17 protein-coding genes and 1 pseudogene are annotated in these 23696 nt (G+C 44.4%); 8 read left to right on the plus strand and 10 right to left on the minus strand.

Translation table 11 applies throughout. From position 1 onward, the window contains the following. A pseudogene (locus tag ACE1OE_RS09890) lies at positions 1–687 on the minus strand (diaminopimelate decarboxylase family protein); the annotation flags it as partial. Positions 688–1190: 503 nt separating this feature from the next. On the opposite strand from ACE1OE_RS09890, the gene ACE1OE_RS09895 reads away from it, so the two are divergent. Beyond that, positions 1191–2567, plus strand: a complete 1377-nt coding sequence (locus ACE1OE_RS09895) for an aldehyde dehydrogenase EutE (protein ID WP_372060910.1) — start codon at positions 1191–1193, stop codon at positions 2565–2567. Positions 2568–2664: 97 nt separating this feature from the next. Here the strand turns inward: ACE1OE_RS09895 and ACE1OE_RS09900 are convergent, their stop codons facing one another. Further along, complete coding sequence (locus ACE1OE_RS09900) at positions 2665–3705, minus strand: SGNH/GDSL hydrolase family protein (protein ID WP_449210921.1); 1041 nt, start codon at positions 3703–3705, stop codon at positions 2665–2667. A 504-nt stretch (positions 3706–4209) separates the two neighbouring features. Here ACE1OE_RS09900 and ACE1OE_RS09905 point away from each other — a divergent pair. The 4 genes from ACE1OE_RS09905 to ACE1OE_RS09920 all read left to right on the plus strand — a co-directional run bounded on the left by ACE1OE_RS09905 (position 4210) and on the right by ACE1OE_RS09920 (position 7773). Beyond that, the gene (locus ACE1OE_RS09905; RefSeq protein ID WP_449210922.1) at positions 4210–4398 is read left to right on the plus strand and encodes a hypothetical protein; all 189 of its coding nucleotides are present in this window, start codon (positions 4210–4212) and stop codon (positions 4396–4398) included. Between the two features lie 104 nt (positions 4399–4502). Beyond that, complete coding sequence (locus ACE1OE_RS09910) at positions 4503–5387, plus strand: radical SAM protein (protein WP_449210923.1); 885 nt, start codon at positions 4503–4505, stop codon at positions 5385–5387. A 305-nt stretch (positions 5388–5692) separates the two neighbouring features. Continuing rightward, positions 5693–6262, plus strand: a complete 570-nt coding sequence (locus ACE1OE_RS09915; RefSeq protein WP_449210924.1) for a hypothetical protein — start codon at positions 5693–5695, stop codon at positions 6260–6262. Between the two features lie 548 nt (positions 6263–6810). Then, positions 6811–7773, plus strand: coding sequence for a hypothetical protein (locus ACE1OE_RS09920; RefSeq protein WP_449210925.1), 963 nt, complete (start codon positions 6811–6813; stop codon positions 7771–7773). A gap of 905 nt (positions 7774–8678) precedes the next feature. On the opposite strand, the gene ACE1OE_RS09925 is transcribed toward ACE1OE_RS09920, so the two are convergent. The 6 genes from ACE1OE_RS09925 to ACE1OE_RS09950 form a co-directional block, all read right to left on the minus strand. Then, a complete protein-coding gene (locus ACE1OE_RS09925; protein WP_449210926.1) occupies positions 8679–10346 on the minus strand; it encodes a glycoside hydrolase family 9 protein in 1668 nt (555 codons plus the stop codon). A 237-nt stretch (positions 10347–10583) separates the two neighbouring features. Beyond that, positions 10584–11156 carry a hypothetical protein gene (locus tag ACE1OE_RS09930; protein WP_372060920.1) on the minus strand — a complete coding sequence of 191 codons (573 nt, stop codon included), beginning with the start codon at positions 11154–11156 and terminating at the stop codon, positions 10584–10586. A gap of 428 nt (positions 11157–11584) precedes the next feature. Beyond that, entirely contained in the window at positions 11585–12124 is a 540-nt protein-coding gene (locus ACE1OE_RS09935; protein ID WP_102471457.1) for a DUF3124 domain-containing protein, read from the minus strand. A 135-nt stretch (positions 12125–12259) separates the two neighbouring features. Beyond that, positions 12260–13417 carry an NADH:flavorubredoxin reductase NorW gene (gene norW, locus ACE1OE_RS09940; protein WP_449210927.1) on the minus strand — a complete coding sequence of 386 codons (1158 nt, stop codon included), beginning with the start codon at positions 13415–13417 and terminating at the stop codon, positions 12260–12262. After that, positions 13417–14970 carry an anaerobic nitric oxide reductase flavorubredoxin gene (norV, locus tag ACE1OE_RS09945; protein ID WP_449210928.1) on the minus strand — a complete coding sequence of 518 codons (1554 nt, stop codon included), beginning with the start codon at positions 14968–14970 and terminating at the stop codon, positions 13417–13419. Before norV ends, norW begins: the two co-directional genes overlap by 1 nt. A 270-nt stretch (positions 14971–15240) precedes the next feature. Then, positions 15241–15576 (minus strand): DUF1971 domain-containing protein, encoded by a 336-nt coding sequence (locus tag ACE1OE_RS09950; RefSeq protein WP_102471460.1) that lies wholly within the window; start codon positions 15574–15576, stop codon positions 15241–15243. A 528-nt stretch (positions 15577–16104) separates the two neighbouring features. Between ACE1OE_RS09950 and norR the strand changes: the two genes are divergently transcribed. Then, positions 16105–17664: a nitric oxide reductase transcriptional regulator NorR gene (gene norR, locus ACE1OE_RS09955; protein WP_449211094.1), complete on the plus strand. Its 1560-nt coding sequence runs from the start codon at positions 16105–16107 to the stop codon at positions 17662–17664. Between the two features lie 234 nt (positions 17665–17898). Here norR and ACE1OE_RS09960 read toward each other — a convergent pair whose 3' ends face one another. Beyond that, a complete protein-coding gene (locus ACE1OE_RS09960; protein ID WP_198593031.1) occupies positions 17899–18477 on the minus strand; it encodes a hypothetical protein in 579 nt (192 codons plus the stop codon). A gap of 186 nt (positions 18478–18663) precedes the next feature. Further along, entirely contained in the window at positions 18664–20262 is a 1599-nt protein-coding gene (locus ACE1OE_RS09965; RefSeq protein WP_449210929.1) for an isocitrate lyase, read from the minus strand. Between the two features lie 128 nt (positions 20263–20390). On the opposite strand from ACE1OE_RS09965, the gene ACE1OE_RS09970 reads away from it, so the two are divergent. After that, a complete protein-coding gene (locus ACE1OE_RS09970; protein ID WP_102471463.1) occupies positions 20391–21344 on the plus strand; it encodes a LysR family transcriptional regulator in 954 nt (317 codons plus the stop codon). Between the two features lie 120 nt (positions 21345–21464). Then, positions 21465–23657 (plus strand): malate synthase G, encoded by a 2193-nt coding sequence (locus tag ACE1OE_RS09975; protein WP_372060925.1) that lies wholly within the window; start codon positions 21465–21467, stop codon positions 23655–23657. The last annotated feature ends 39 nt before the right edge of the window (positions 23658–23696 follow it).

The raw sequence follows: 23696 nt of genomic DNA on the forward strand, positions 1-23696 counted from the left end.
ACCGAACTTGATCCATTTCATCGCGCCAATGAAGTTAGGGAACGGGTAGGCGTCAGGTTCGAAATCGTTGAAGAAATCTTCTGGGATGACTTTTAGACGAACCGCGATGCGTACTTTTTCAGTTGGCTTCACTTCACGAGCGATGCGCTCAACGATTTCAATTTCTTCATAAGAATCTAAGTGAACCGCGTAGCCGTATTCAATCGCTTTACGAATAGCAAGCTCAGGCTTAACCGTACCGTTAAGCGCGATGGTTTTTGGGTCAGCGCCTGCATAGTGAGTCGCTTCAACTTCACCAGGACCAAAACAGTCACCGCCAACGCCTTCTTCGTTACAAATCGCACGAACCGCAAAGTTAGTGTTTGATTTGATAGCAAACATTACGTTGACCGGCTTAGGCCAGTAGTTGCCGAATGCACTTTTAACACGGCGAAGGTTGTTACGCAGTGTATCTTCGCTCAATACAAATAGTGGGCTACCGTATTGCTCGATAAGGTCCGATGCTTTGCAGCCGCCGATCAACAGATCGTCGCCTTCCGTTGTGAGCTCGTCAGTTGGAGTAAGAATATTCTCAAGGCGCTCAGCGTAATTTTGGTTCGCTTTGTGTTCGGCTAGAAGCTGCTGCTGCGTCTCTAAAATAGTGCTCAGTTGCTTTACAGATTCTTCTAAAAGCGCATGATTTTTCATATTCGTTCCTCACGAGGTCGTTTAAATGTCTAGGTGTACTCAATGAGCGCTACTTTATCTTGAGGCTAAAAATTCAACACGTCACTCAGGGTCAATTAATCTTACACCTAACGTTAACGTTATGAATTATTGAGCTTTAATAGAAATTACCATGAGCCAATCATTGCGACGATTTTGAGAGAGACTGAGATTTGTCGATTATTTATGTCACCAACGGCGCGCTTGAAACAGCCTCTGTATGGATAGGGACGCAGGTAACGTGCTGATATTTAGTAATACTGAGTATGAGATGAAGGGTCGTCAAGTCGCAGACGTTGCAAAATTAGGGTGATGAGTCAAATAAGCTGACGCCCAGTGACAGTGTTTTACTGAATAATCAGGATAGATTGTAGCCGTTTTAAGTGAGGCTCTAACCCAATCACTTGAGCCCTAACAAATTAAGTCGAAGAGAGATGAGACGATGTCAGCCTCTTCACTGTACCCAATTTTACGAGGTAATTATCATGTCTTTTGATATCAACAACGCTAAAGGTGTATTCGCGACAGTGGACGCTGCGATTGAAGCAACTCACAAAGCTCAACTTGAGTTTTATGTGAACTCTACTAAAGAAGATCGCGAAGTCATTATTGCTGCCATTCGTGGGGCAGTATTAGCGCGTGCAGAAGACTTCGCTAAAATGGTTCGTGAAGAGACAAAACTTGGCCGTGTCGAAGACAAAATTGCTAAGCACCACCTAACTGCAATGAAAACGCCAGGTACGGAAATACTGGATACGGAAGTATGGTCAGGTGACAACGGTATCTCTCTAGGCGAACGTGCACCGTATGGTGTGATTGGCGCAGTGACGCCTGTGACCAACCCAACGGAAACGATCGTGAACAATGCGATCTCTATGTTAGCTGGTGGTAACGCGGTGACATTTAACGTTCATCCTTCCTCTAAAGTAGTGTCTGCGGTCATGATTGACATGCTTAACAGTGCGATTGTTGAAGCTGGCGGGCCAGAGAACCTCATTACGATGGTGAAAGAGCCAACGCTTGAAACATTAAATGAAATCGCCAATTCACCCCTGATCAACATGCTAGTCGGCACAGGTGGCCCTGGTCTTGTTAAGGCGATTCTGCAATCTGGCAAGAAAGGTATTGGTGCTGGCGCAGGCAACCCACCTGTCATTGTCGATGCCTCTGCTAACTTAGACCTAGCGGCGGCTGGCGTATATGGTGGCGCTTCGTTTGACAACAACTTACTGTGTATTGGTGAGAAACAAGTTTTCGTTGAAGAAGAAGTGGCAGACGCATTTCTTGATAAGCTAGAAGCGGTTGGTGCTTATGTGCTATCAGCAGAAGAAGCGGAGCAGCTAACGGAGCAAATTCTAACGTTGGATGAATTCGAAGGCGCTAAACCTTGTACTGCACATGAAATTGCACGCGTTTGGCATCCGGTTAAGCAACACGTTGGTCAAGACGCGGGTGACATCCTGAAGTCAATTGGGGTTAAGTCTGATACCCGTCTGGCGGTCATGCTAGTAGAAAATGATCACCCATTAGTTCATGTAGAACAAATGATGCCAGTGCTTCCCGTGGTTATCTGTAAAGATATCGATGAAGCGATTGAGCGCGCGGTGGCGGCTGAACGTGGTAACAAGCATTCTTCTTGTATCTACTCGGGCGATATCGAGAACGTAACCAAATTTGGTCGTGCAATTAACACAACGATTTTTGCTCACAATGGTCCAACATTGTCTGGTGTGGGTTACAACGCAGAAGGAACGTCAACATTCACGATTGCTGGCCCAACCGGAGAAGGCATCACTAACGCGCTTTCTTACACGCGTGCGCGTCGTTTTGCGATAGCTCAAGGCGGTCTGCGTATCGTTTAATTGGGTCATTGACTTTCTTTAAAAAGACGCCCTAGGGCGTCTTTTTTTATATCCTAACCACGTATAGCGACCATAAGAATCGTGAAAAATGGATTGGCTATAATTGTTTTAAGATCTCGTTTGCAACGATAGCATTAGCGGCGGTTGTTGGATGAAGCTCATCGAAATACAAATACTCTGTTGTCATTAGACATTCTTCGGTTGGTTGTGAAACCGGAAAGGTAGACAAGGTATAATTACAAGCATCAGAAATATTGGTGAAGCCATAAGCATTAGGGTTATCAGAAACCGTGTTTACGATGCCAATTATGTCGACATGATGAATAATTGAGGCTGGGTATTTATTTTTCAAATCGGAAATATGACGGGAAACCAGTTCATTATAAGTCGTAGATAAGTTTTTAACGGTAAATGGAAGTGCCCATACTTGCCATTTTTTTAACAAGTCCTCCACGCTAGCCGCCATGTTTGCCGTAATAAGATGGTTCTCTGGTGTATCGGCAATATTGGGTGCACCTACTATTACAATATTCGTCACACCAGCAAGGAGTAATTGCTCTACGCTGTTTTTGGTTGACGTCGCTGAGTCAAAAATATATTGATAAGCTTCAACTCTATCAGTGGGAAGTGTTCCTGAATATATGCCATTGGTTATTATCTCTCGAGCATTTCTTATATCATTACCGCCAGTCGACAAAAAGTACAGCGCCGTGCCATCGGCTACCCCGTTTGTGCTTTGAAGGTAAGCATTGATTTGCGTCGGGAGATTGATGTCAGGGGTGAGTGGGGAGCCATCATCGTCCAATGATTTCGCACCAGCAACAGCGAAGTTATTTCCTAAAATATGGCCAGTTAAGTGCAGCGATGGTTTGAGAGGCTCGATGTCATTATCAAGGATCTCACTGGCTACATACTCGGCAATGACCGGACCATTCGAAAACCGTGAACCGTAAGTTTGTCCTTCGGCAGGCCCATCAGCAAAGTCCATAGCATGAAGGTTACCGACATCGGACAGGCTATCTCCGAAAACATAAACATCAGAATAGGTTTCTACCGCGTAAGCATTGAGACCTATTGTTAATAGGCTTGTGGTTATGATGGATCTTATAGATGCTGCTCTTATAAACGTAGCTCTCATAAATATAGTTCTTATAAACATGGCTTTTTCTCGTGTGTCGTTTATTTCTAGTGTGTAATTAAGCGAAAGCAGGCTTTTATAGCGATCTGCTTTGCAGGTTCTCGTACTTTTCACAAAAATATCGCACAAAAAATCTATAGGGACTACAAACAATACAAATAGGTTTATTGTCGTGGCGTCAACTTCTCATTATTAGTGAGTGATAGAATTGTCATTTGCAGTGCGGTCATTATAAATTACAAGTAAGCATGTGTTCTGATATTTACTACAGTAAGTATAATTATTGGTAGGCGGCTAATAAATGTTATTTTTGTATGGCTGTCTTATTATTTTATTTGTTGAATTTCATATAGCTTAGTGTGTATTTATTTACTGTGTGAATGACTTCTGTTTTTCATGTGCAAATTAGTTGACACGTTTGTTCGAGGTGTCCAATAATTTCTATGCTGATTATTAATGGACGCTTAAGGTCATGGATAAACTAAAATAATAACAAGGATGAAGATGATGTCATTGGAAAGCTTAATTGTTAGAAAGCAAAAGAAACGAAAGTTCTATAGTAAAAAGCAAGAACAAAGCAGTTGCATGAATTTCAAAAAAGGGCGTCCCGAGACCGCACACAAAGTGGACAATGGTGACAGTATCACTGCCAGCGAGATGACGCCTTATGGTGATGACCATCAAGTGCTCTAAGAATGTTAACGTGTTTAAGGTGACGGCTTTTCGGTCAGTTCTTTTTTATTTACAGCATAATACGATAGAATTTAGCTTACCCGATAACGCAATGAGACAAGCCCATGCTTAATTATATTGAACCTGTTTTTCGGCCGCCTTCAGAGTGGAAATCACTGATACTGCAAGTGACCAACGGATGCAGTCATAATCAATGTACTTTTTGTGATATGTATACTCAGCCACAGAAAAAATTCAGGCCGAAAAAACTTGAAGAGATAGAACAAGAGCTGCAAGTCATCGCCAATTCGGGTGCGCGGGTTCACCGAGTCTTTCTAGCCGATGGTGACGCCATGACTTTGCCTTTTCATCGTTTACGGTCGATCTGTGCGCTTATTAACCAGTACTTGCCCCATGTTCAGCGTATCTCCAGTTATTGTTTACCACGTAATTTGACCAACAAAACGGCCGAGCAATTGACCGAACTACGTAACTTAGGCCTAAGCCTGATGTACATTGGTTGCGAAAGTGGTGACGATGAAGTACTTGCGAAGATAAAGAAAGGGGAAACGTTTGAATCTTCGTTAGCGGCACTTAACAAAATCAAAGCGGCTGGAATGAAAAGCTCGGTGATGATCCTTAATGGTTTAGGGGGCCCTTTATTGAGCGAACAACATGCGCTTAACTCAGCCAAACTGATGAACGCCGCTCAGCCTGATTACCTTTCAACCTTAGTCGTGTCTTTTCCACTTGGTGAAGAGCGAGTTGCGGCTGGATTTAATGGTGAGTTTCGACCGTTAACACAGCCAGAATTGTTTACCGAGATTCGGTGTTTATTAGACAATCTAGAGTTAGAGAAGACGATTTTTCGATCTGATCACGCGTCAAATTATCTGGTATTAAAAGGCATATTAGGGCGTGATAAAGCGACGTTATTGCAAAAAGTCGACCTCGCCATTCACCAACCCGATAAGATTCCATTGCGGCAGGAATGGCAACGAGGTTTGTAAATTCGAGGGTAGGTTACTCGTTCACTTTTTGATTTTACACAGCCCGCTTATAGCGGGCTGTGTTGTAGTATCGTGCATGATTTTCAATTAACTGATTGATTAGAATGACTTTATAGTGTTATTTATAGAATCTGCCTAAATAATTAGACAAGATGATTTTGTAAAATTGACACTGTGAAAATTCCGTTGTGAAATTTTTGTTAAAAACGCGCTATTCTGTTTAACAAGCAATGACAAGGACCAAACCGACAAGCGTTTACGGGATTTGCTTACGTTGTTATCCATTAGCTTTGAAGGAATAGACTATGAATATGCAGACATTCGATAAAACTGAACAACACAACGCACTTAATTTTATCGCAGAAGCCGTGTTTGCCGTGGAAATGGTCAAATCCGATGAGCTGACGCAAAAGCAAGAGAAAGCAAAGCAACTGCTGGATACTTTGTTCCCGTTAGACAATGGCTCTCACGAAGACGTTGTAAGCTACGAAATTGACTATCGACATGTACAAGCTTATTTCAAAAATGGACAGCACAGTGGTTTGAAACATGCCAAAGGTTTTGTGGCGTATACGGGTGACAAATGTTCGCCGGACTCCATTCTACTTCGTGATGAAAGTGGTACTCACGTTGAAGTGACACTGGGTCGCCGCAAGGGAACAGGATGTCTTGAGCTGGTCGCTATTGATGATATTCAACTTGAAACTTGCACGACGTTTGGACAAGTGGAAACGCACACTGGGACTGGGCTCCGCCATTGGGTAAGCTTAGTTAAGGGAGATGAAAAATGTCGCCCGAAAGCGAGCAATGAAGACAAAGAATACACGGCAAAAAATGGCGATGACTATACATTAGGGTTTGCGTTTGCCTTTTAATCTAACCGAGTAATATTGTTAAGTCGTCTATCACATCGTTAAAATGAGCCAGAGAATTATTTTCTTTGGCTCATTTTTTATGGGGGCTACACATAGGTAATTATTCGATTGAGTTAGGCTAGCACCGAGTACATTACTTCTCGTTAAATAGATAAATAGATAAATAGATAAATAGACAAAATAAGCCACATGTTAAGTTTTTTCCGTTAAGACATTAAATGTGGCAGTTGGTGAGTGAAAAACAACCTCACTATTGATGCTTTGTTATGTTTCTATTTCACTGTCTCTATTTAACTAATTGATTTTAATGTATTTAAAATAACACTTGGTCATCACTATGCTACTTGCCAAAACGTTTAAATTTCATTCTATTTTAAAAGTGGGGGATCAAAAGTAGCCAGTATGGTTACTGCTAACTTTGATGAAGCCGAAATGTATAGCGGATTCAGTACATCGACACACCCGGTCATCTTCATGTATTCTCGCACTTCATATGAACACCGCACTTGCCCCTCTTATTGATAGGCCATCACACAGGAACTTATGACGTGACCGAATATGTAATCATTGATATACCTTTTGAATCGCGATATCGGTGTTGGTTCTGTGGCGAGCCAAGCAATGGAACCTTGCGGTGCCTTCTAGCCTCGTATGCTCCTCAAAGAGAAGGAATTGAGCTGCCAGTTTGTACCGAGTGTGCTTCTTTTGCTGATAAAAAAACGTCGAAGACTATTTGGCCACTTCGTTTACACATTAAAAACCGTCTTCTTAATCGGTATGCCAAACATCTGGGTATTGGTGTGACTTGGACTAAGGAAGAATTAGAGCAATCGCAGCTGGAAGGGGCGATTTTTGAAGGTTTTAGGGCAAGCGCTTGGAAAATGTATGAAATTGCTCGAGGGCGGGTCGATTTTCAAGGGTGGCCTTTAATGGTTGATGGTGTAGCCGTTGAATCATTTGATGATACTTTCTATTTTGAATTTCTTGGTACGAGATTTCTGAGCGTCACGTCAGCAATGGAATTTTATGTGAAGTCTGAAGGACTAGATGAGTTATTACTGTCAGGGCTGCTCTGTGCTCTTGGCAAAGAGCAATTTGAACACTGCCTAAGAATCGCCCGGGTAAACCCTAACCCAAGCAGAGCCGTTCGAAGTCGATTACTGGATGAGGTTGAACAGCAGATCAAGGAACGCAACGCGATGACCAGCCTATCCAATTCGACGATCAATGCGATTGATGTACAGGCAATCAAACCGGTTCAAGTGAACCAGCTCAATGTTGAACCGGAAGCCATCGCATGGGCGATGAATAAAGGGATCGCGACGCTTGCAGTATTAATGCAATTCGAAGACCGTTTTTTCGAAGAACATGAACATCTCGGTGGGCCTAGAGCATTTCAGCTCTACAATGGGATTCAATGGTATTTGGAAGCTCGTGAAGATCATGAGTGGGGAAGTAAAGATCCCAATGAACCACTTTGGTTGCAATTAAAAAGACGCGTCGCGTTTTAGTCGCGTGACGCTCTAATTCTAGTCGCTTGATGATTTAACGAGCGGTCGGTTTCTATAGGTAACAAAAACGACATTATGTTCGCCTCTGCAATAATATTACGGGTGACGCTGTCACTTAATGCTTTGTTGGATATACCCGTTTAATTATCATCGAACAAAACCGTTCGATTGGAAATGTGGGTTTTTCATGCAGTTTTTAGCAATGTGAATGTTAAGGTTTGATCATTTTTAGGTGGTTCACGAATACCAAGCCTTAGGATATGACAATACAGATTGATTAATTTCAAAAGCGTTTCTAGACCAAAGCTATCCTTAATCAGCAACAAAAACATTCAATAATCCGTCATTCCTTTGCAGAAAGGAATCTACCGACAGCGCGTTGTGAGCTTATTTGGGTGTCCTTTATTTCTATTTAAGTGAGCCACACGCTGATGAAGATCCTCATTTGCATGAGGATGACGGCCTAATTGGGGTGGTTTGAAGAGCGATAAGTTAGGCGTTCATTGTTCAGAAACGAGTCAGCTCAGTCTTCACAGCACAGAATGAAACTTGATACGTGGCTGCTGCAAACACTCAATAATTCGTCATTCCTTTGTAGAAAGGAATCTACCGACAGCGCGTTGTGGGCTTATTTGGGTGTCATTTATTTCTATTTAAGTGAGCCACACGCTGATGAAGATCCTCATTTGCATGAGGATGACGGCCTAATTGGGGTGGTTTGAAAGAGCGATGAGTTAGGCGTTCATTGTTCAGAAACGAGTCCGCGCGGTCTTCGTCGCACAGAATGGAGTTTGGTACGTGGCTGCAGCAAACATCCAATAATTCGTCATTCCTTTGCAGAAAGTAATCTCAACCTGCACAGCAACGCAACGGTTCTTTATGGTGATGACGTCAGCGTTGTTTTATTACTTAAAGTAATACTTGTGAGCCGCAAGGAGCCCGATAAGTGCGGCATTGTAATCAATGGCAAACTCGTTCACTGCGTAAGACTTTTCACTGTCCACATAACTGAGCATTCCCATGTCCTTAGGAGCAACGCCAGCTTGCCCCTTGATGTTAGGCCCTCCGACTAAAAAACCGGGTAAACTGACTCCGGTACCGATCCGATATAAGTGGTGTAAATTGCGAACGGAATGGGTACCAAAATGCGTCACAAAACTCATATTGAACGCGTTGGCTCCGAGGAGGTAATCGATTTGAGTTTGTATTAACCAGCGATATTTTGTTGTGTTAGAGATCATATCGCTCCAAGCCAATACGATGCCAATCTCTGCCACCATCTTATTGGAGCCCCAAATAAATTTTTGATTGCCTACAAAAAATGGCGACTGCTCGGCGAGTCCAGCATAACGAGCCGCGAGGGCGTTGAGATCGTCTTTCATTAGTTGAGTCAATGGTGTATCTGTCTCGAGCATCATGTGCCAGATGCCCATAATGGCCGGGTTCTTCCATTCAAAAAAATCAAACATCGAGATATCACTGCCTATCAGTTCACGATATTGCGTGTCGAAGTAATCAAAGAATACGTCTTCATTAGTGGCTAAATATAGCTCTGCTGCTGCCCACATTCGGTCATCAACATCCGTAGCGAGTGACTCTTCCATGTCATGCTCATTACGAATATAAGGGCCGGAACCACTGTCATCGGCTTTGGTCCAATCTGTATATTGTGTAGGCTGTGTTTCTAGATAATCCCAAGCAGCCTCAGCAGAGGCTAGCCATCGAGCTGCTAAGTCTGCATCAAAGGGTTTATAAATTCTTGCTGCGAAAGCCATGGTAGCGGCATACTTTGCGGTGTCAGGGGTGCTCACGCCAAAGATGTAGCGAGTTTGGGTATCAAGCCAAGGTGGAATTTTTGCAGGCCATGCACTTCCTGATAACTTGCGATAGACCGCACCATCTCGGCGTTGCATTTTTTCCATCCACAGTAAGCCAACTTTGGCTTCGTCGAGGATCGTAGGGAATTGATTGTCGTTATTCGCATCAAACAACGTCGGTGATTGGCGATAGGCTTCGAGTAGTCTTGCGATGGTGATGGTGGCCGTAGAAATGTATTTTCCAAAATCGCCTGCATCGTACCAACCGCCTGAGGCTTCGATGTATGTCCCAGCTTTGTTAATCGTATCGTCTCTAAAAATAATGCCATCTTGGGTGTGACTTGGCGGGCGGGCCATGCCCGTGATTGGGGAATACACTGCTTCGCCAGATCGTTGCAGGTACAGTGCATGAATTAACCCATCGGTCAGGTTTTCATACACGTCAGGACGTATTTCAAAGGGAACGGACTTATGTTCGCCAGAACGAAAATAATACCATCCAGCATTTGATGCGTTTGAAAAGTCAGCGACATGTATTACCCGGCCATCGGGAAGTTGGTTGTTATAGGTGAGCGAAAAGCGAGCGATCTCGGTGTTCTCAGGCATGGCGATTAAGGCGACGTCTTTTTGTTCCGGCGAAATGACATACACTTTTTTGTCGGCCTGCGGCATATACCCAAGCTGGTTTAACACAAGGCTATTAGCGTGGACGCCAGTTCCAAATATTACTAATAACAAGACAATATATTTACTCATAGCGACCCCAAATGAATGTTTCAACCCAGTGTAAGCTGGGTACGACAACCTTTCATTCATACTAGGATCGTAATAGTGAGTTTCCAGTAAATACAGTCAATTAGAATGCAATCTTGTGTCAGTGCGCTATTGGCGGTCATTTCGCTTCACTGCTGACTCGCCATTGTACGTTTGTGATTAATTTTACTCTAATGTCTTTTCTTTTCCATATTGAAAAGGTCAAGTATTTTGCTGTTGTTATTGTTGGATATCGATGCAGTTGACCGCTGATTCAATTAAACGCTTCTTATAGTTTTCGACATCTTCTCCTTGCTGCATTGATTCGATGAACGCAAAGTTCATACGTATGTGCTCACCATGTTCGGTGGTCATTAAGCGAATATGAGCTTGTGTCACGGCCTGCCCAGAGGTGTTTGGGTTTTGGTCTATTTTAATTTGAGCAGGGATACCATTGATCGTCGCATTTTTTATAGATTTAACGCCTGCAACATCAAAGTTAGCGGCAACTGTCTGAGGACCATCATATGCGGCATTGGATGGGGCGGTTACCTTCACTTCCTGTCCGTTTAAATGCTGATATGTGCGTTGGTTTGCTTGATAGCCGTCTGAAAGAGTCGTGTTACAGGTTTGTGATGATGTAAAGTCTCCCAAGAATGGGATGGCAGTGGTGGTTGTGTTGAGCGCTTGGAAATTATTGTTTAGGTCAACTGCTGTCAATACATCACCAGATTTAAAAGTGACGAGTTCCCCAGCATTCGCCAAACTTACACTTAAGATTGATACTGCGATAATTGATTTAATCAGGTTCATAGTAGTTGCCCTTGTTCTATTTTAGTTTCATCTAATACAATTATGGAGAATTTCTTGGTTGGTGTAGTGGGGGGAGTAGTGCCACTACCGCCATCGCCACCACCACCGCAGCCACTAATTATCGAAATCAAAATTAGAAGGCTTATACCTCTATTCATGTTAATCACCTCGCCATTAATAACTTGTTACTTTTTGTTGGCTGAATAATAACCAATGAGATGGTTAGCGCATAAATACAATCTATTCGTTTTTTGTATATATTTAATTTGATTAGGCGAGTGTTTTTATGTAGGGGTGAGCTAGTCAGGTCTATTTTTTCTAGGCGATGAGTCACCTTACATCGTTACAGAACCCAAACTGAAATAGGGTCAATGGCGATGGTAAGACACCATCGTCATTGATTGTTGGGGGTTGTTCTTTGAAATGATTTATTGAGGCGACCGGCTGGTGAATGAGATATCTTTATCATGTCCAGACCCTATCATCACCGCTTCAAAAATTGGGTCAGATGCGTTGTTGGGGTTGGACCAACGAATGAAGAAGTTGGCGCCGGCACCACCTTTAACCTCACGTTTTTCGACCAGATATTCGGCGCTAGACATGGCGTTAAGCTCATATCCTTCCGAGATAAATTGTCTGATAATCTCGCCATTGGTGTTGTAATAATCGATGCTATGTATGTTTATCTTGTGGGTAGGATCGGTATTTCGAATGACGAGCGTAGACTCTAATAAAACGGGTTTGCCCCCATCCGTATAAATATGCGAATAGACAGGAACATAGGCATTGACTGTCTCGTTGCTAGCGGTGGCGATTGAGGCTCTTTCAATTTGTTGTGCTTGATGACTGAGCTTCTCTTCAATGTTGTCCACTGACTTGACGAGGTTGCCGAGGTAGATGGCTAACCCGATCACTAAAATGGTGGAGAGAATGGCGATGAATTGGCTCACACCTTGTCTTAAGTTCATGATAATACCGTTAAAATAAAAGACCGATACCTTATGGTAACGGTCTCCTAATTTTATTGTCATACCTCACGTCAACTCTGTGGTGCTCGAACCATTTAAAATTGTTAGCGAGTATGTAGAGCCGGGTTGCTTCTGTTATGCGCTAAGAGATCTGAGCAACATAAACGACTGATTGACATGTTGCTCTGTGACAACAAAACCGAGTAATTTGTCGTCTTGATCTAGGGCTTTTGCAACGATTCCGTTTGAGTTGCTATCAAGCTGAACATTCATCTCCCAGCGCGCAATGCGTTCGCCTGAAGTGATCCCCCCCAGTTGTATTGGGTAGCTAGGTGTTTTTACCTTCACCATCATATTAGGCAGTGTGACCGGAGTAGGTTGCCCAAGTAACGTTTTTGCCAAGGCATTGGCACTAATGAGTGTGGGTTGCAAATAGGCTCGTATTTGCCCATCAAACTCGGCGCAGTCGCCCAGAGCGTATACATCAACATGAGATGTCGCCATCGTCGCATCTACACAGATCCCCCTGTTGACTGTGATACCCGCTTGTAGTGCTAAGGCCGTATTGGCTTTTAACCCCGCACACACCATGACCTCGTCGAGGTTGAATGTTTCAGTATTACTGAGCGTGACCTGCTTACTTCCATTAGGGTTATGGGTGAGTTGCTTTACTGTGCAACCCGTACGGATGGTAACGCCAGCGGCAGCAAGTTGCTGCGCGAGCTTAAATGACACATAGTCGGGCAGTTGATTGGCCATGAGCGCGGCGGCTGGATCGACAATCATGACTTCTTTTCCTGCATGAGCGAGGTCAAGCGCGACCTCAACACCGACTAAGCCACCACCAATGACTAAGAGGCGTTGTGCCGAGGCGACGCGGTCTTTGCATTGAGTAAACTCAGCGAGGCTATTGAGTGTAAGCAATGAAGATGAGGCATCGCCATGCATAGGAGGAATAAACGGGCTCGCTCCAGTTGCCAGCACTAATTTCGAGTAATAGAGAGTTTGATTACCCGCTTGAATCGAGTGACCCGTGACATCTATTGCACTTACTGATGTGTGGCTAATGACTTGAATATTGAGTTGCTTTGCCAACGTTTCACTAGGAGTGACGATCAGGTCGTCAACAGATTGTTGTTTAGAAAACACATGACTCAGATCCGGCTTATTGTAATCATGGCCATCGTCACGGGTAACCACGTATATGGTGGTGTCGTTATCTTGGCGACGAATTGCTTTCACGAGTTGGTAAGCGGCAAAGCCGCTCCCAACAATGACAATTGGGTGTGTCATTATGCCGCGTCCTCTTTATTGTGAGGAACAAACACATCCTTTCCTAAATGGCATTCAGGGCATAAGAAATAATCCGGTACTTCTGACCATGGCGTTTGGGGTTCAACACCTTGATTAGGCTCACCAATCTCTGGGTCATAAACCCAGTTACACACAGTACATAGCATGCACTGGCAGTCGTTTTCATGCGGTTGAGTGTTATTGCCCTCAAATAAGGCTGAGGTAGGCTGCGGCGCTGGTGACACAGAGGCAGTTGATGTGCATTCGGTAGTAAATGACTCTTCACTGACTACATTGTCTGAGACTACGTTTGCCTTAACCGGTTGATTTGCTTGAATTGGTTCAACATTATGGGTGTGAAGAGCCCACAATTTTGCGATTCTCTGACCATGTTCACGGCAAGCTCGCATCGCTTTACCATCAGGGCGCCACTTGGTTTTTAGGCTTTCCGTTGTTTCAAAGCCAGCATCGGTTAAGCGTGAGTGAATGCGGTCAACGGCGCCGCCATTCCATCCGTAACTGCCAAACGCGCCTGCTTTTTTCTCTTTGAAGCGAAGACCAGTAATCTCTTCCAACATGCCAGCAATCTTCGGCATCATGACATTATTCATGGTTGATGAACCCACGAGTACGCCTTTAGAACGGAAGACATTAGCTAAGATCTCATTCTTATCTTGGCGTGAAACATTAAAGACTTTTACCGCGACACCTGGCTCCACATCATGAACGCCCTGTGCGATGGCATCGGCCATCATGCGGGTATTGTTCGACATCGTATCGTAGAAAATGGTGATACGATCTTCTTGGTAGTTATCGGCCCATTCAAGATACTTCTCAATGATCTGAATCGGATTATCACGCCATACAATGCCATGAGCGGTGGCGATCATATCAACAGGCACATTAAAGCTCAGGACTTCTTTGATCTTTGCAATGACCAAGCTACTGAATGGGGTCAGGATATTGGAATAGTATCGGAGGCACTGGTCCATCAACTCGGTTTGGTCCACTTCATCATTGAACAAGCGTTCGTCACAGTAGTGTTGACCAAAAGCATCATTACTGAAGAGAACGGCGTCTCCTGTGAGGTAGGTCATCATACTGTCTGGCCAGTGCAGCATAGGTGCTTCAATAAAGATCAGCTGTTTGCCATTGCCAACATCGAGAGTATCCCCCGTTTTAACAGTATTGAAGTTCCATTCTGGATGGTGATGGTGCCCGACGATGGAGTCAATGGCGGCTTCAGTACAATAGATCGGTGTGTTGGGAATTTTTTCAAGTAGCGCGGAAAGTGCTCCGGAGTGGTCTTCTTCAGCATGATTGATGACAATATAATCAATGGTATTAAGGTCAATTTCCATTTCTAGGTTTTGAAGAAATTGATGGCTAAAGCGATGATCGACCGTATCGATCAGGACGGTTTTTTCTTCACGAATGAGATAGCTGTTATAGCTGGTTCCCTTGGTCATTTTGTATTCTGTGCCGTGGAAATCTTGTACTTCCCAGTCGCGTTGACCTACCCAGTGAATGTTGTTTTTTACATGAATTGTCATAGTACGGCCTACTCTATAGTGTGCGCTCAATGAGCGTAAATTAATTGGGTGAACTGATACCCCTATAGCAGGTTGCATGCCAATAAATGAAATTGATTTAACTAACTGTTTTTATTGAACTAATCGCAAGTTTAATATGTGATTTTATCTTTTTGACAAAACTGGTTTTATTATCGAATGGATAATTTATTATCATTTTGATTAGGTGAGGGTGAAAAAATGCCCCACAGTAGTGAGGCAATTTGCATTCGACGTCGTGTTATTTTGCGACTATTTCGTGTTAAACATCTTTTCGTCACGCTTGTCTTTATCGGACCAAAAATTAATATTGAACTGTGCGTTGTCACTCATCTCGATACGGTGCCAATATTGAGGTGGACTGGTCGCAAACTGCCCAGCCTCAATGACAACTTTGACCTCAGGTGTGGTCGCATCTGCATCAGCGAAGCCAAAGTAGGTGACGGTACCTTCCATGACACACAATTGGCCGAATACATCCTCTGCCGTATTGTGATGAGTAAGTAGGGCGGCAGGGACAGATTCGGTCGTAAAAAACGGTGTTGAGCGTTGTATCGTCCAGTTTTTAGGGATGCGTAGATGGCTCATGGTATTTCTCCAATAATTATAAGATATTGATTTTAATTGTTTAAATTTCTTTGAATAAGTAATTAACGAAGCTCAATCAGTGCTATTTACCGATTGTTTTTATGAGTGACCTTGTGATTGAATAGACAAGAAAGAGACGTAAGTAACGCTTTCATAGCTAAGTAGCACGCAGAGTGTCGTGAGCAATACGTTGAATTTAGATGGCACTGATATTCTTCCTGATAGCTCTCTGCGGTTCGGTTCTCTAGATACAGTTGATACATATGGGGCCTCTGCGTGTGTAGGGTTATTATGATGTAAGACACTGCTATATTTTCTAGTATTGCGTCTTATTCTCACCTTGGTTTCGTTTAATATTGCAGATTCAATGCCAACTTTATTTGTTGAGAAATATCAGTTAGATAATAAAATCAGTACTATTTTTATATCTATTTGATAATGAACTTGGTTATCATTACTACAATGAAATTATCATTTAGATAAGAATGCTACTTAGGTAGGTAAGTCGATTGACATCAGGAGGGGAGCATCGTGCAATACAGTAGTGAATGGCTGCAAGTCACCTTAGACATTACATCGGGCATCTCGGAACAAGACCGTTTCGAACGTCTACTCGAAACTATTCGCACAATGTTGCAATGTGATGCCTCGGCACTGTTGCTGTATAAAGATCAGAACTTTATTCCATTAGCAACCAGTGGCCTTAGTAGCGATGTACTGGGACGCCGTTTTGCCATAGAACACCATCCTAGGTTTGAAGCGATTGCACGCGCAGGTGATATTGTTCGTTTCCCGCCTGATAGCGAACTTCCAGACCCGTATGATGGCTTAATTCCAAATCATGATGGCAACCTTGAGGTCCACGCTTGTGTGGGGTTGCCCTTGATGCATGATGAGCGATTGATTGGTGCCGTGACGATTGATGCCTTCGAGCCCCGTCAGTTTGACCAGTTTGGTGAGAACCATCTGCGTTTAATCAGTGCGTTGGCGTCCAATAGTTTGCATATGGCGTTATTGGTTGAAAAGCTTGAAGCGCAGTCGGGAATTAAGGCTAATCAATCTCAACCACGACGTTTTAGTTCTGAAAAACAAGACATCATTGGTCAGTCTTCAAGTATGTCGGCATTAAAATCGCACATATCGGCCGTCGCTGAAACCGATTTATCGGTATTGATCATGGGCGAGACGGGTGTAGGTAAAGAGCTGGTGGCACAGTCTATTTTTGCTCAATCAAAGCGAAGTGAAGAGGCGTTTGTGTATCTAAACTGCGCTGCGCTTCCGGAGTCTGTGGCAGAAAGTGAGCTGTTTGGTCACATCAAAGGAGCATTTACAGGCGCCATCAGTAACCGAAAAGGCAAGTTTGAGTTGGCGAACAAAGGCACATTATTCTTAGATGAGATCGGTGAGCTGTCCCTAGGGTTGCAGGCTAAATTACTGCGAGCACTGCAATATGGTGATATTCAGCGAGTAGGGGAAGACCGCAACATAAAAGTTGATGTACGGATTATTGCAGCGACAAATCGAGTCATACACGAGGAAGTAAAAGAAGGCCGTTTTAGAGCGGATTTATACCACCGATTGAGTGTGTTCCCTGTGTTTGTGCCACCACTTCGAGAGCGAGACAGAGACGTTATCTTGTTGGCAGGCTTCTTTGCCGAGCGCAGTCAGCATTTGCTCAACGCCGCCAGCATTCAACTCGACAGCAGCTTATTGCCACTATTGCAGCGTCATCCTTGGCAAGGGAATGTGCGAGAGTTAGAGCATGCAATCAGTCGTGCCGCGGTGATTGCGAAAGCTGAAACGAATGACGCTCATCTAGTACTAAAACCGCATCATTTTCTGCTGTCTGGCGAGCAACATGGCGTTGAAACGGGTAAGACGGACAATATGGATAGCAACGCGAGTGATTCAATTGAGATGACTGAGTTTAGTCATTTGACGCTCAAAGAAGCGTCAGAATCGTTCCAACTTCAGTTTGTTCAACAAGCGTATCAAGACAATGAGCAAAAGTTATCAGCGACGGCGAAACAGCTGGGGATCTACCCTGCGAACCTGCATCGTCTATTGAAAAAATTAAATTTGAAGTAGCGTGTGATCTTCAGCCTTGATGTTTTTGCTTACCCGTTTACCCGTTTACCCGCTTACCTGCTTACTTAGTTGTTTGCTGGAGCGTGGTAGGTAGCGCTTAAACAGCCGTCGCTAGCACGGCTGTTTAAACGGAGTCTTCGTTGTGGAGCGTTATTGGTTTTCGTTCATTATTGGTCATAATTCGTCATTGGCTATGACGACGCGTTATCACTACCTGATGAGTAAGTGCTCGTTCTAGGCTTCTACTTCAGGAATGGCAACCAAAGAAACACAGGCTAAACTAATGTCTTGGTCAAGATAAGCCATCCCCAGCTTATTAAGAAACGCTAGGCGGTCGGCGTTGCGTAGATCAATATCAGGCCCGGCAATGCCGTTTCGTTCATAAATGGCGGCGACATGTGCGAGGAATTGCTCACCTGCATCCATAAGTAATAGGCTCATTGCGCCAACATCGGGTCTGACGCTTGCTTGTTGTTTTTTTGATAGATTAACCTCCAGAACAATCGGATGTTCGTTGCCATCAAAACGTGCGAGTCGCTCTCTTACTGTTTGTTTCGCCCAGTAATACGCGAGCTCTTTACTCTGCGTTAAGAATACAGGTTCTACTGACTCGGTGTAGTCATTTCCGATGGTGGCCATGGTATTTTTTGCGGCTTCATTTAGCGCCTTGTCTCCAGAGCGTTTCAATCCTTGTCCTTGAATCGACACCAGAAGGGCTGAAGATGTTCCATGATACCAAGTATCGTTTGTCGCAAAGCCATCGGTTGATAACAATTGCTTCGCATCTTGTAGGTATAGAGGGGTATCAGTCATAGGCACTCTCAACAAATAATAAGGGTGGTTCCGACGGACGTTAGTCTCATCGCTGCACGTTTATGTAAAAAATACTGTAGCAAAGTTGCGGAGATAAAAAAGCGACCCGAAAGTCGCTTTTCTCTTAATATTTACATTTACTTAAGTGACTTATTTGGGGTCGCCTAAGTAAGCTGAGCCAACGAATTAGCTAAACTGGTTCGACGTATTTAATGCGCCACCCGCTTTTAGTGCGTTTTCACCGGCAAAGTACTCTTTATGGTCATCACCCATGTCAGAGCCTGACATGTTTTGGTGTTTCACACAGGCGATGCCTTGGCGGATTTCTTTACGTTGAACTCCCGCAACATAACCCAGCATTCCTTGGTCACCGAAGTATTCTTTTGCTAAGTTATCTGTCGACAACGCCGCAGTGTGGTAAGTCGGGAGCGTGATTAGGTGATGGAAAATACCCGCTTCACGTGACGAATCGGCTTGGAATGTACGGATACGCTCATCGGCTCGAGTCGACAGTTCAGTGTCATCGTATTCGGCACTCATTAGGCTTGCACGGTCATACGCTGATACATCTTCACCCGCTTCAACCATGGCATCATAAGCTTGTTGACGGAAGTTGAGTGTCCAGTTGAATGACGGTGAGTTGTTGTATACCAGTTTTGCATCAGGGTGAACGGCGCGAACACCATCCATCATTTCTTTGATTTGACCGATATGCGGTTTTTCGGTCTCAATCCAAAGTAAGTCAGCACCGGCATTGATTGCTTCAATACAGTCAAATACACAGCGGTCTTCACCAGTGCCTTGACGGAATTGATACAGGCCAGAAGGTAGACGCTTAGGGCGCACTAGTTTGCCATCGCGGTTGAAGCATACATCGCCTTCAGCCATATCCGCCACGTCGACTTCTTCTACGTCTAAGTATGAATTGTATACATCACCTTGGTCGCCAGGCTCTTTCACAACGGCGATTTCTTTGGTTAGACCTGCACCTTGTGAATCGGTACGTGCCACAATGATGCCGTTGTCGATGCCAAGCTCAAGGAAGGCATAACGCAGTGCGCGCAGCTTGGCATGGAAATCCGCGTGAGGGACGGTAACCTTGCCATCTTGGTGACCACATTGTTTTTCATCTGCTACTTGGTTTTCAATTTGTAGACAACACGCACCAGCTTCAATCATCTGTTTCGCCATCAGATACGTTGCTTCCGCATTACCAAAGCCGGCATCAATATCAGCGATGATTGGCACTACGTGTGTAACATGATTGTCAATTTGGTCTTGGATAGAGTCTTGCGCAGCCACGTCACCAGCTTCACGAGCCGTATCTAGCGCACGAAACAAGCCACCAAGTTCACGAGCATCTGCTTGACGAAGGAAGGTATATAGCTCTTCAACTAAGCCAGCAACTGATGTTTTTTCATGCATTGATTGGTCAGGAAGAGGACCAAAATCAGAGCGAAGTGCTGCGACCATCCAACCCGATAGATAAAGGTAACGACGATCTGTTTTACCTTCAAAGTGCTTCTTAATAGAAATCATTTTTTGTTGGCCGATAAATCCATGCCAGCAACCGAGAGACTGTGTGTATTGAGAGCTGTCTGCGTCGTACGCCGCCATATCAGCTCGCATGATATCGGCCGTGTATTGCGCAACATCCAGACCCGTTTTGAATTTATTTTGAGCACGCATTCGAGCCGCCGACTCTGGATTAATAGCATCCCACGGAGCACCAGCAGTGCGTTTAGCAACTTCGATCATTTCGATATCTTGTGTGATTTGCGACATAACTCTTCCTTAGTTTCAGTTGGATATGTGGCCAAACCGGCCTGGGCTAAATCTTAACCATGGACAAAGCGTACGTGAATATGTGATAATTTTGTTAATTTATAGTTATTATATTCGGTATTTATTTTATGAATATAGCTCGTATAGACCTTAATTTACTTGTGTATTTAGACACCTTATTGAGAGAGCGAAACGTCACGCGTGCGGCGAATCAATTGGGGATCACACAGCCCGCAATGAGTAATGGGCTGCGTCGTCTTAGAGATTTATTTGAAGACCCACTATTGGTTCGAACCAGTGAGGGCATGATTCCAACAGAGCGCGCTCAAAAGCTGCAGCCCATGATTCGAAACGTGTTAGCGAACGTTGAAAAGGCGCTGCAACCGACGATTGAGTTCAACGCGGAAGACAGCGAACGAGTGTTCCGCATTATGGCCAGTGACTATGCCGAATCGACACTCATTCAACCGTTACTTGAGCGGTTGAATCAGATTGCGCCGAAAATAAGGCTCGATATTATGACGCCCAGTGATGTCAGCTACCAAGATGTGGAGCAGGGCACGGTCGACATTATCATCAACCGTTTTGATGATATTCCTCAGTCGTTCCACCAGATGAGCCTTTGGCATGACGGCTTTTCTTGCCTTTTTAGTCGGGATAATCCAATCGCTGATAACTTTGATATTTTTTCTTATTTAAAGGCTCAGCATATCTGGGTAAGCAAAACAGGTATGGGAACGGGTGTCGGTATTAACCCGAGCGAAGCGCAAAAGCTGGGTTGGATTGACGAGGCGTTAATGCGCATTGGCAAGACACGCAACATTACGGTATTCACTCGTCACTATTTGTCGGCGGTGTTATTCGCTCAGCAAAAAAATCTTATCCTGACCATTCCAAGTAAAGCGGCTCAGTCACAACGAAATAATCCGAAACTGCTCATCAAACCGGCGCCATTTGCTATTGAGCCCTTTGAGGTAAAAATGGCGTGGAGTCCGTTATTACAAAGTAATCCCGACCACCAATGGATGCGTCGATTGATTAAGAGTGTGGCGAATGAAATTGAAAGTGGTGTGACCGAATAACAGTGCAATTACAGGTATTCACATTGTGAATGTTCAATATAAACGGCATAAATTAGCTAAATTATCATCCATTACGTAGAGTTTTCTTTATACGTAATCGTTAAAGCTGAGAGAGATCCTATGAGCAATCGTATTCAACAGGGAAGCTTGAGCATTGATAGCTCCCTCCACGCACTAATAAATGAACAAGCTATACCGGGAACGGGTATTAATGCCGCCGATTTTTGGCAATCTTTTGAGACGATTCTTAATGACTTGGCGCCTAAAAATAGAGCGCTGCTTATTAAGCGTGATGATCTTCAACATCAGATAGATGCCTGGCATCAAGAGCGTGCTGGACAGGCGTTAGATGCCGCTGAATACAAAGCCTTCTTGCAACAGATAGGATATTTGGTTTCAGAAGGTAGTGATTTCCAAGTAGAAACAGCGAATGTTGAGCCAGAAATAGCGACACAGGCAGGCCCGCAGTTAGTGGTGCCGATTATGAATGCTCGTTTCGCGCTCAATGCGGCCAATGCTCGTTGGGGGAGCCTCTACGACGCGCTGTATGGTACCGATGTCATTAGTGAAAATGATGGCGCAGAGAAAGGTGGTGCGTTTAACCCTGTCCGTGGGGCTAAGGTGGTTGCTTATGCCCGCGAATTTCTTGATGAAGCGGTGCCGTTAAACGGCGTGTCTCACAAAGAGGTCACGCAATACCGCATTAGTGATGTGAGTATTGGTAATACGCTGACAGCCACGCTGAGTAATGGCGAAGAAGTGACGTTAATGGATGCGAGCCAGTTTATTGGCTACCAAGGTGCGGCAACCGCGCCGTCTTGCATTCTTCTTAAACATAATAATTTGCATATCGAAATCCAAATCGACCCGACTACCCCTATTGGAAGTATTGATGCTGCGGGCATTAAAGATGTCGTGGTGGAAGCGGCCCTAACCACGATCATGGACTGTGAAGACTCGGTTGCGGCGGTTGATGGTGAAGACAAAGCGCTTGCCTACAAAAACTGGTTAGGCTTGATGAAAGGTGATTTACAGGAGTCGCTTGAGAAGAATGGGAAAACAATGGTCAGGCGCCTGAATCCAGACCGTCAATATACCAGCGTGACAGGAGGCGAAATAGCCTTAAAAGGTCGCAGTATGTTGTTTATCCGTAATGTTGGCCATCTCATGACCACGCCTGCCATTATCGACGGACAAGGTAATGAGGTCCCAGAAGGCATTATGGATGGCATGGTCACGTCTTTGATTGCAATGCATGATCTAAAGGGTAATAGCGCCCATCAAAACTCGACAGCCAATAGCATCAATATTGTAAAGCCTAAAATGCATGGTCCAGAAGAGGTCGCGTTTACTAATGAGCTTTTTGGGCGCATTGAAGAAGCGCTTGGATTAGAGCGCAATACGATTAAAGTCGGCATTATGGATGAAGAAAGGCGTACCTCCGTTAACCTGAAAGCGTGTATTCGCGCAGCAAAAGAACGAGTGGTATTTATTAATACGGGCTTTTTAGATCGTACCGGTGACGAGATTCACACGAGTATGGAAGCCGGGCCGTTTGCACCGAAAGTCCAACTCAAATCGATGACTTGGATCGGAGCCTATGAAGATCAAAACGTTGATCTTGGGTTAGCATGCGGATTGCAAGGTAAGGCTCAGATTGGTAAAGGCATGTGGCCTGAGCCAGATAACATGGCCAAGATGATGGAAGTGAAAATTGGTCATCCGCAAGCGGGTGCGAACACCGCTTGGGTACCATCACCAACCGCAGCGACGCTTCATGCCCTTCATTATCACAAGGTTAATGTACCGAGTCGTCAAAGAGAGTTACGTGAGCGCGTACGAGCAAATGTGGATGATATCTTGACGATTCCGCTACTTGGCAACCAAAAACTGACCGCAGCGGATATTCAAAATGAGCTGGACAATAATACTCAAGGTATTCTTGGGTACGTAGTTCGTTGGATTGACCAAGGCGTGGGCTGTTCAAAAGTGCCCGACATTAATGATGTCGGCTTAATGGAAGACCGAGCCACGTTGCGTATTTCTAGCCAACATATTGCGAACTGGTTGCGCCATGGTATTTGCGGTAAAGCGCAAGTTATGGAAACAATGCAGCGCATGGCGGCGGTCGTTGATGAACAAAACGCAAGCGACCCTAGCTACAAGAATATGGCGCCAAATTTTGACCAAAGTATTGCGTTCTCTGCTGCGTGCCAACTCGTGTTTGAAGGTTGCGCACAGCCTAGTGGTTATACTGAACCGGTATTACATGCCATGCGGTTGAAGCTTAAAGCGCAGACCGCAAAGTTGTAAACCGTCTAGCGAGAAGGTATTCGTGCTGGTGTGCTGAAT

The sequence above is a fragment of the Vibrio sp. E150_011 genome (genome assembly GCF_053544015.1).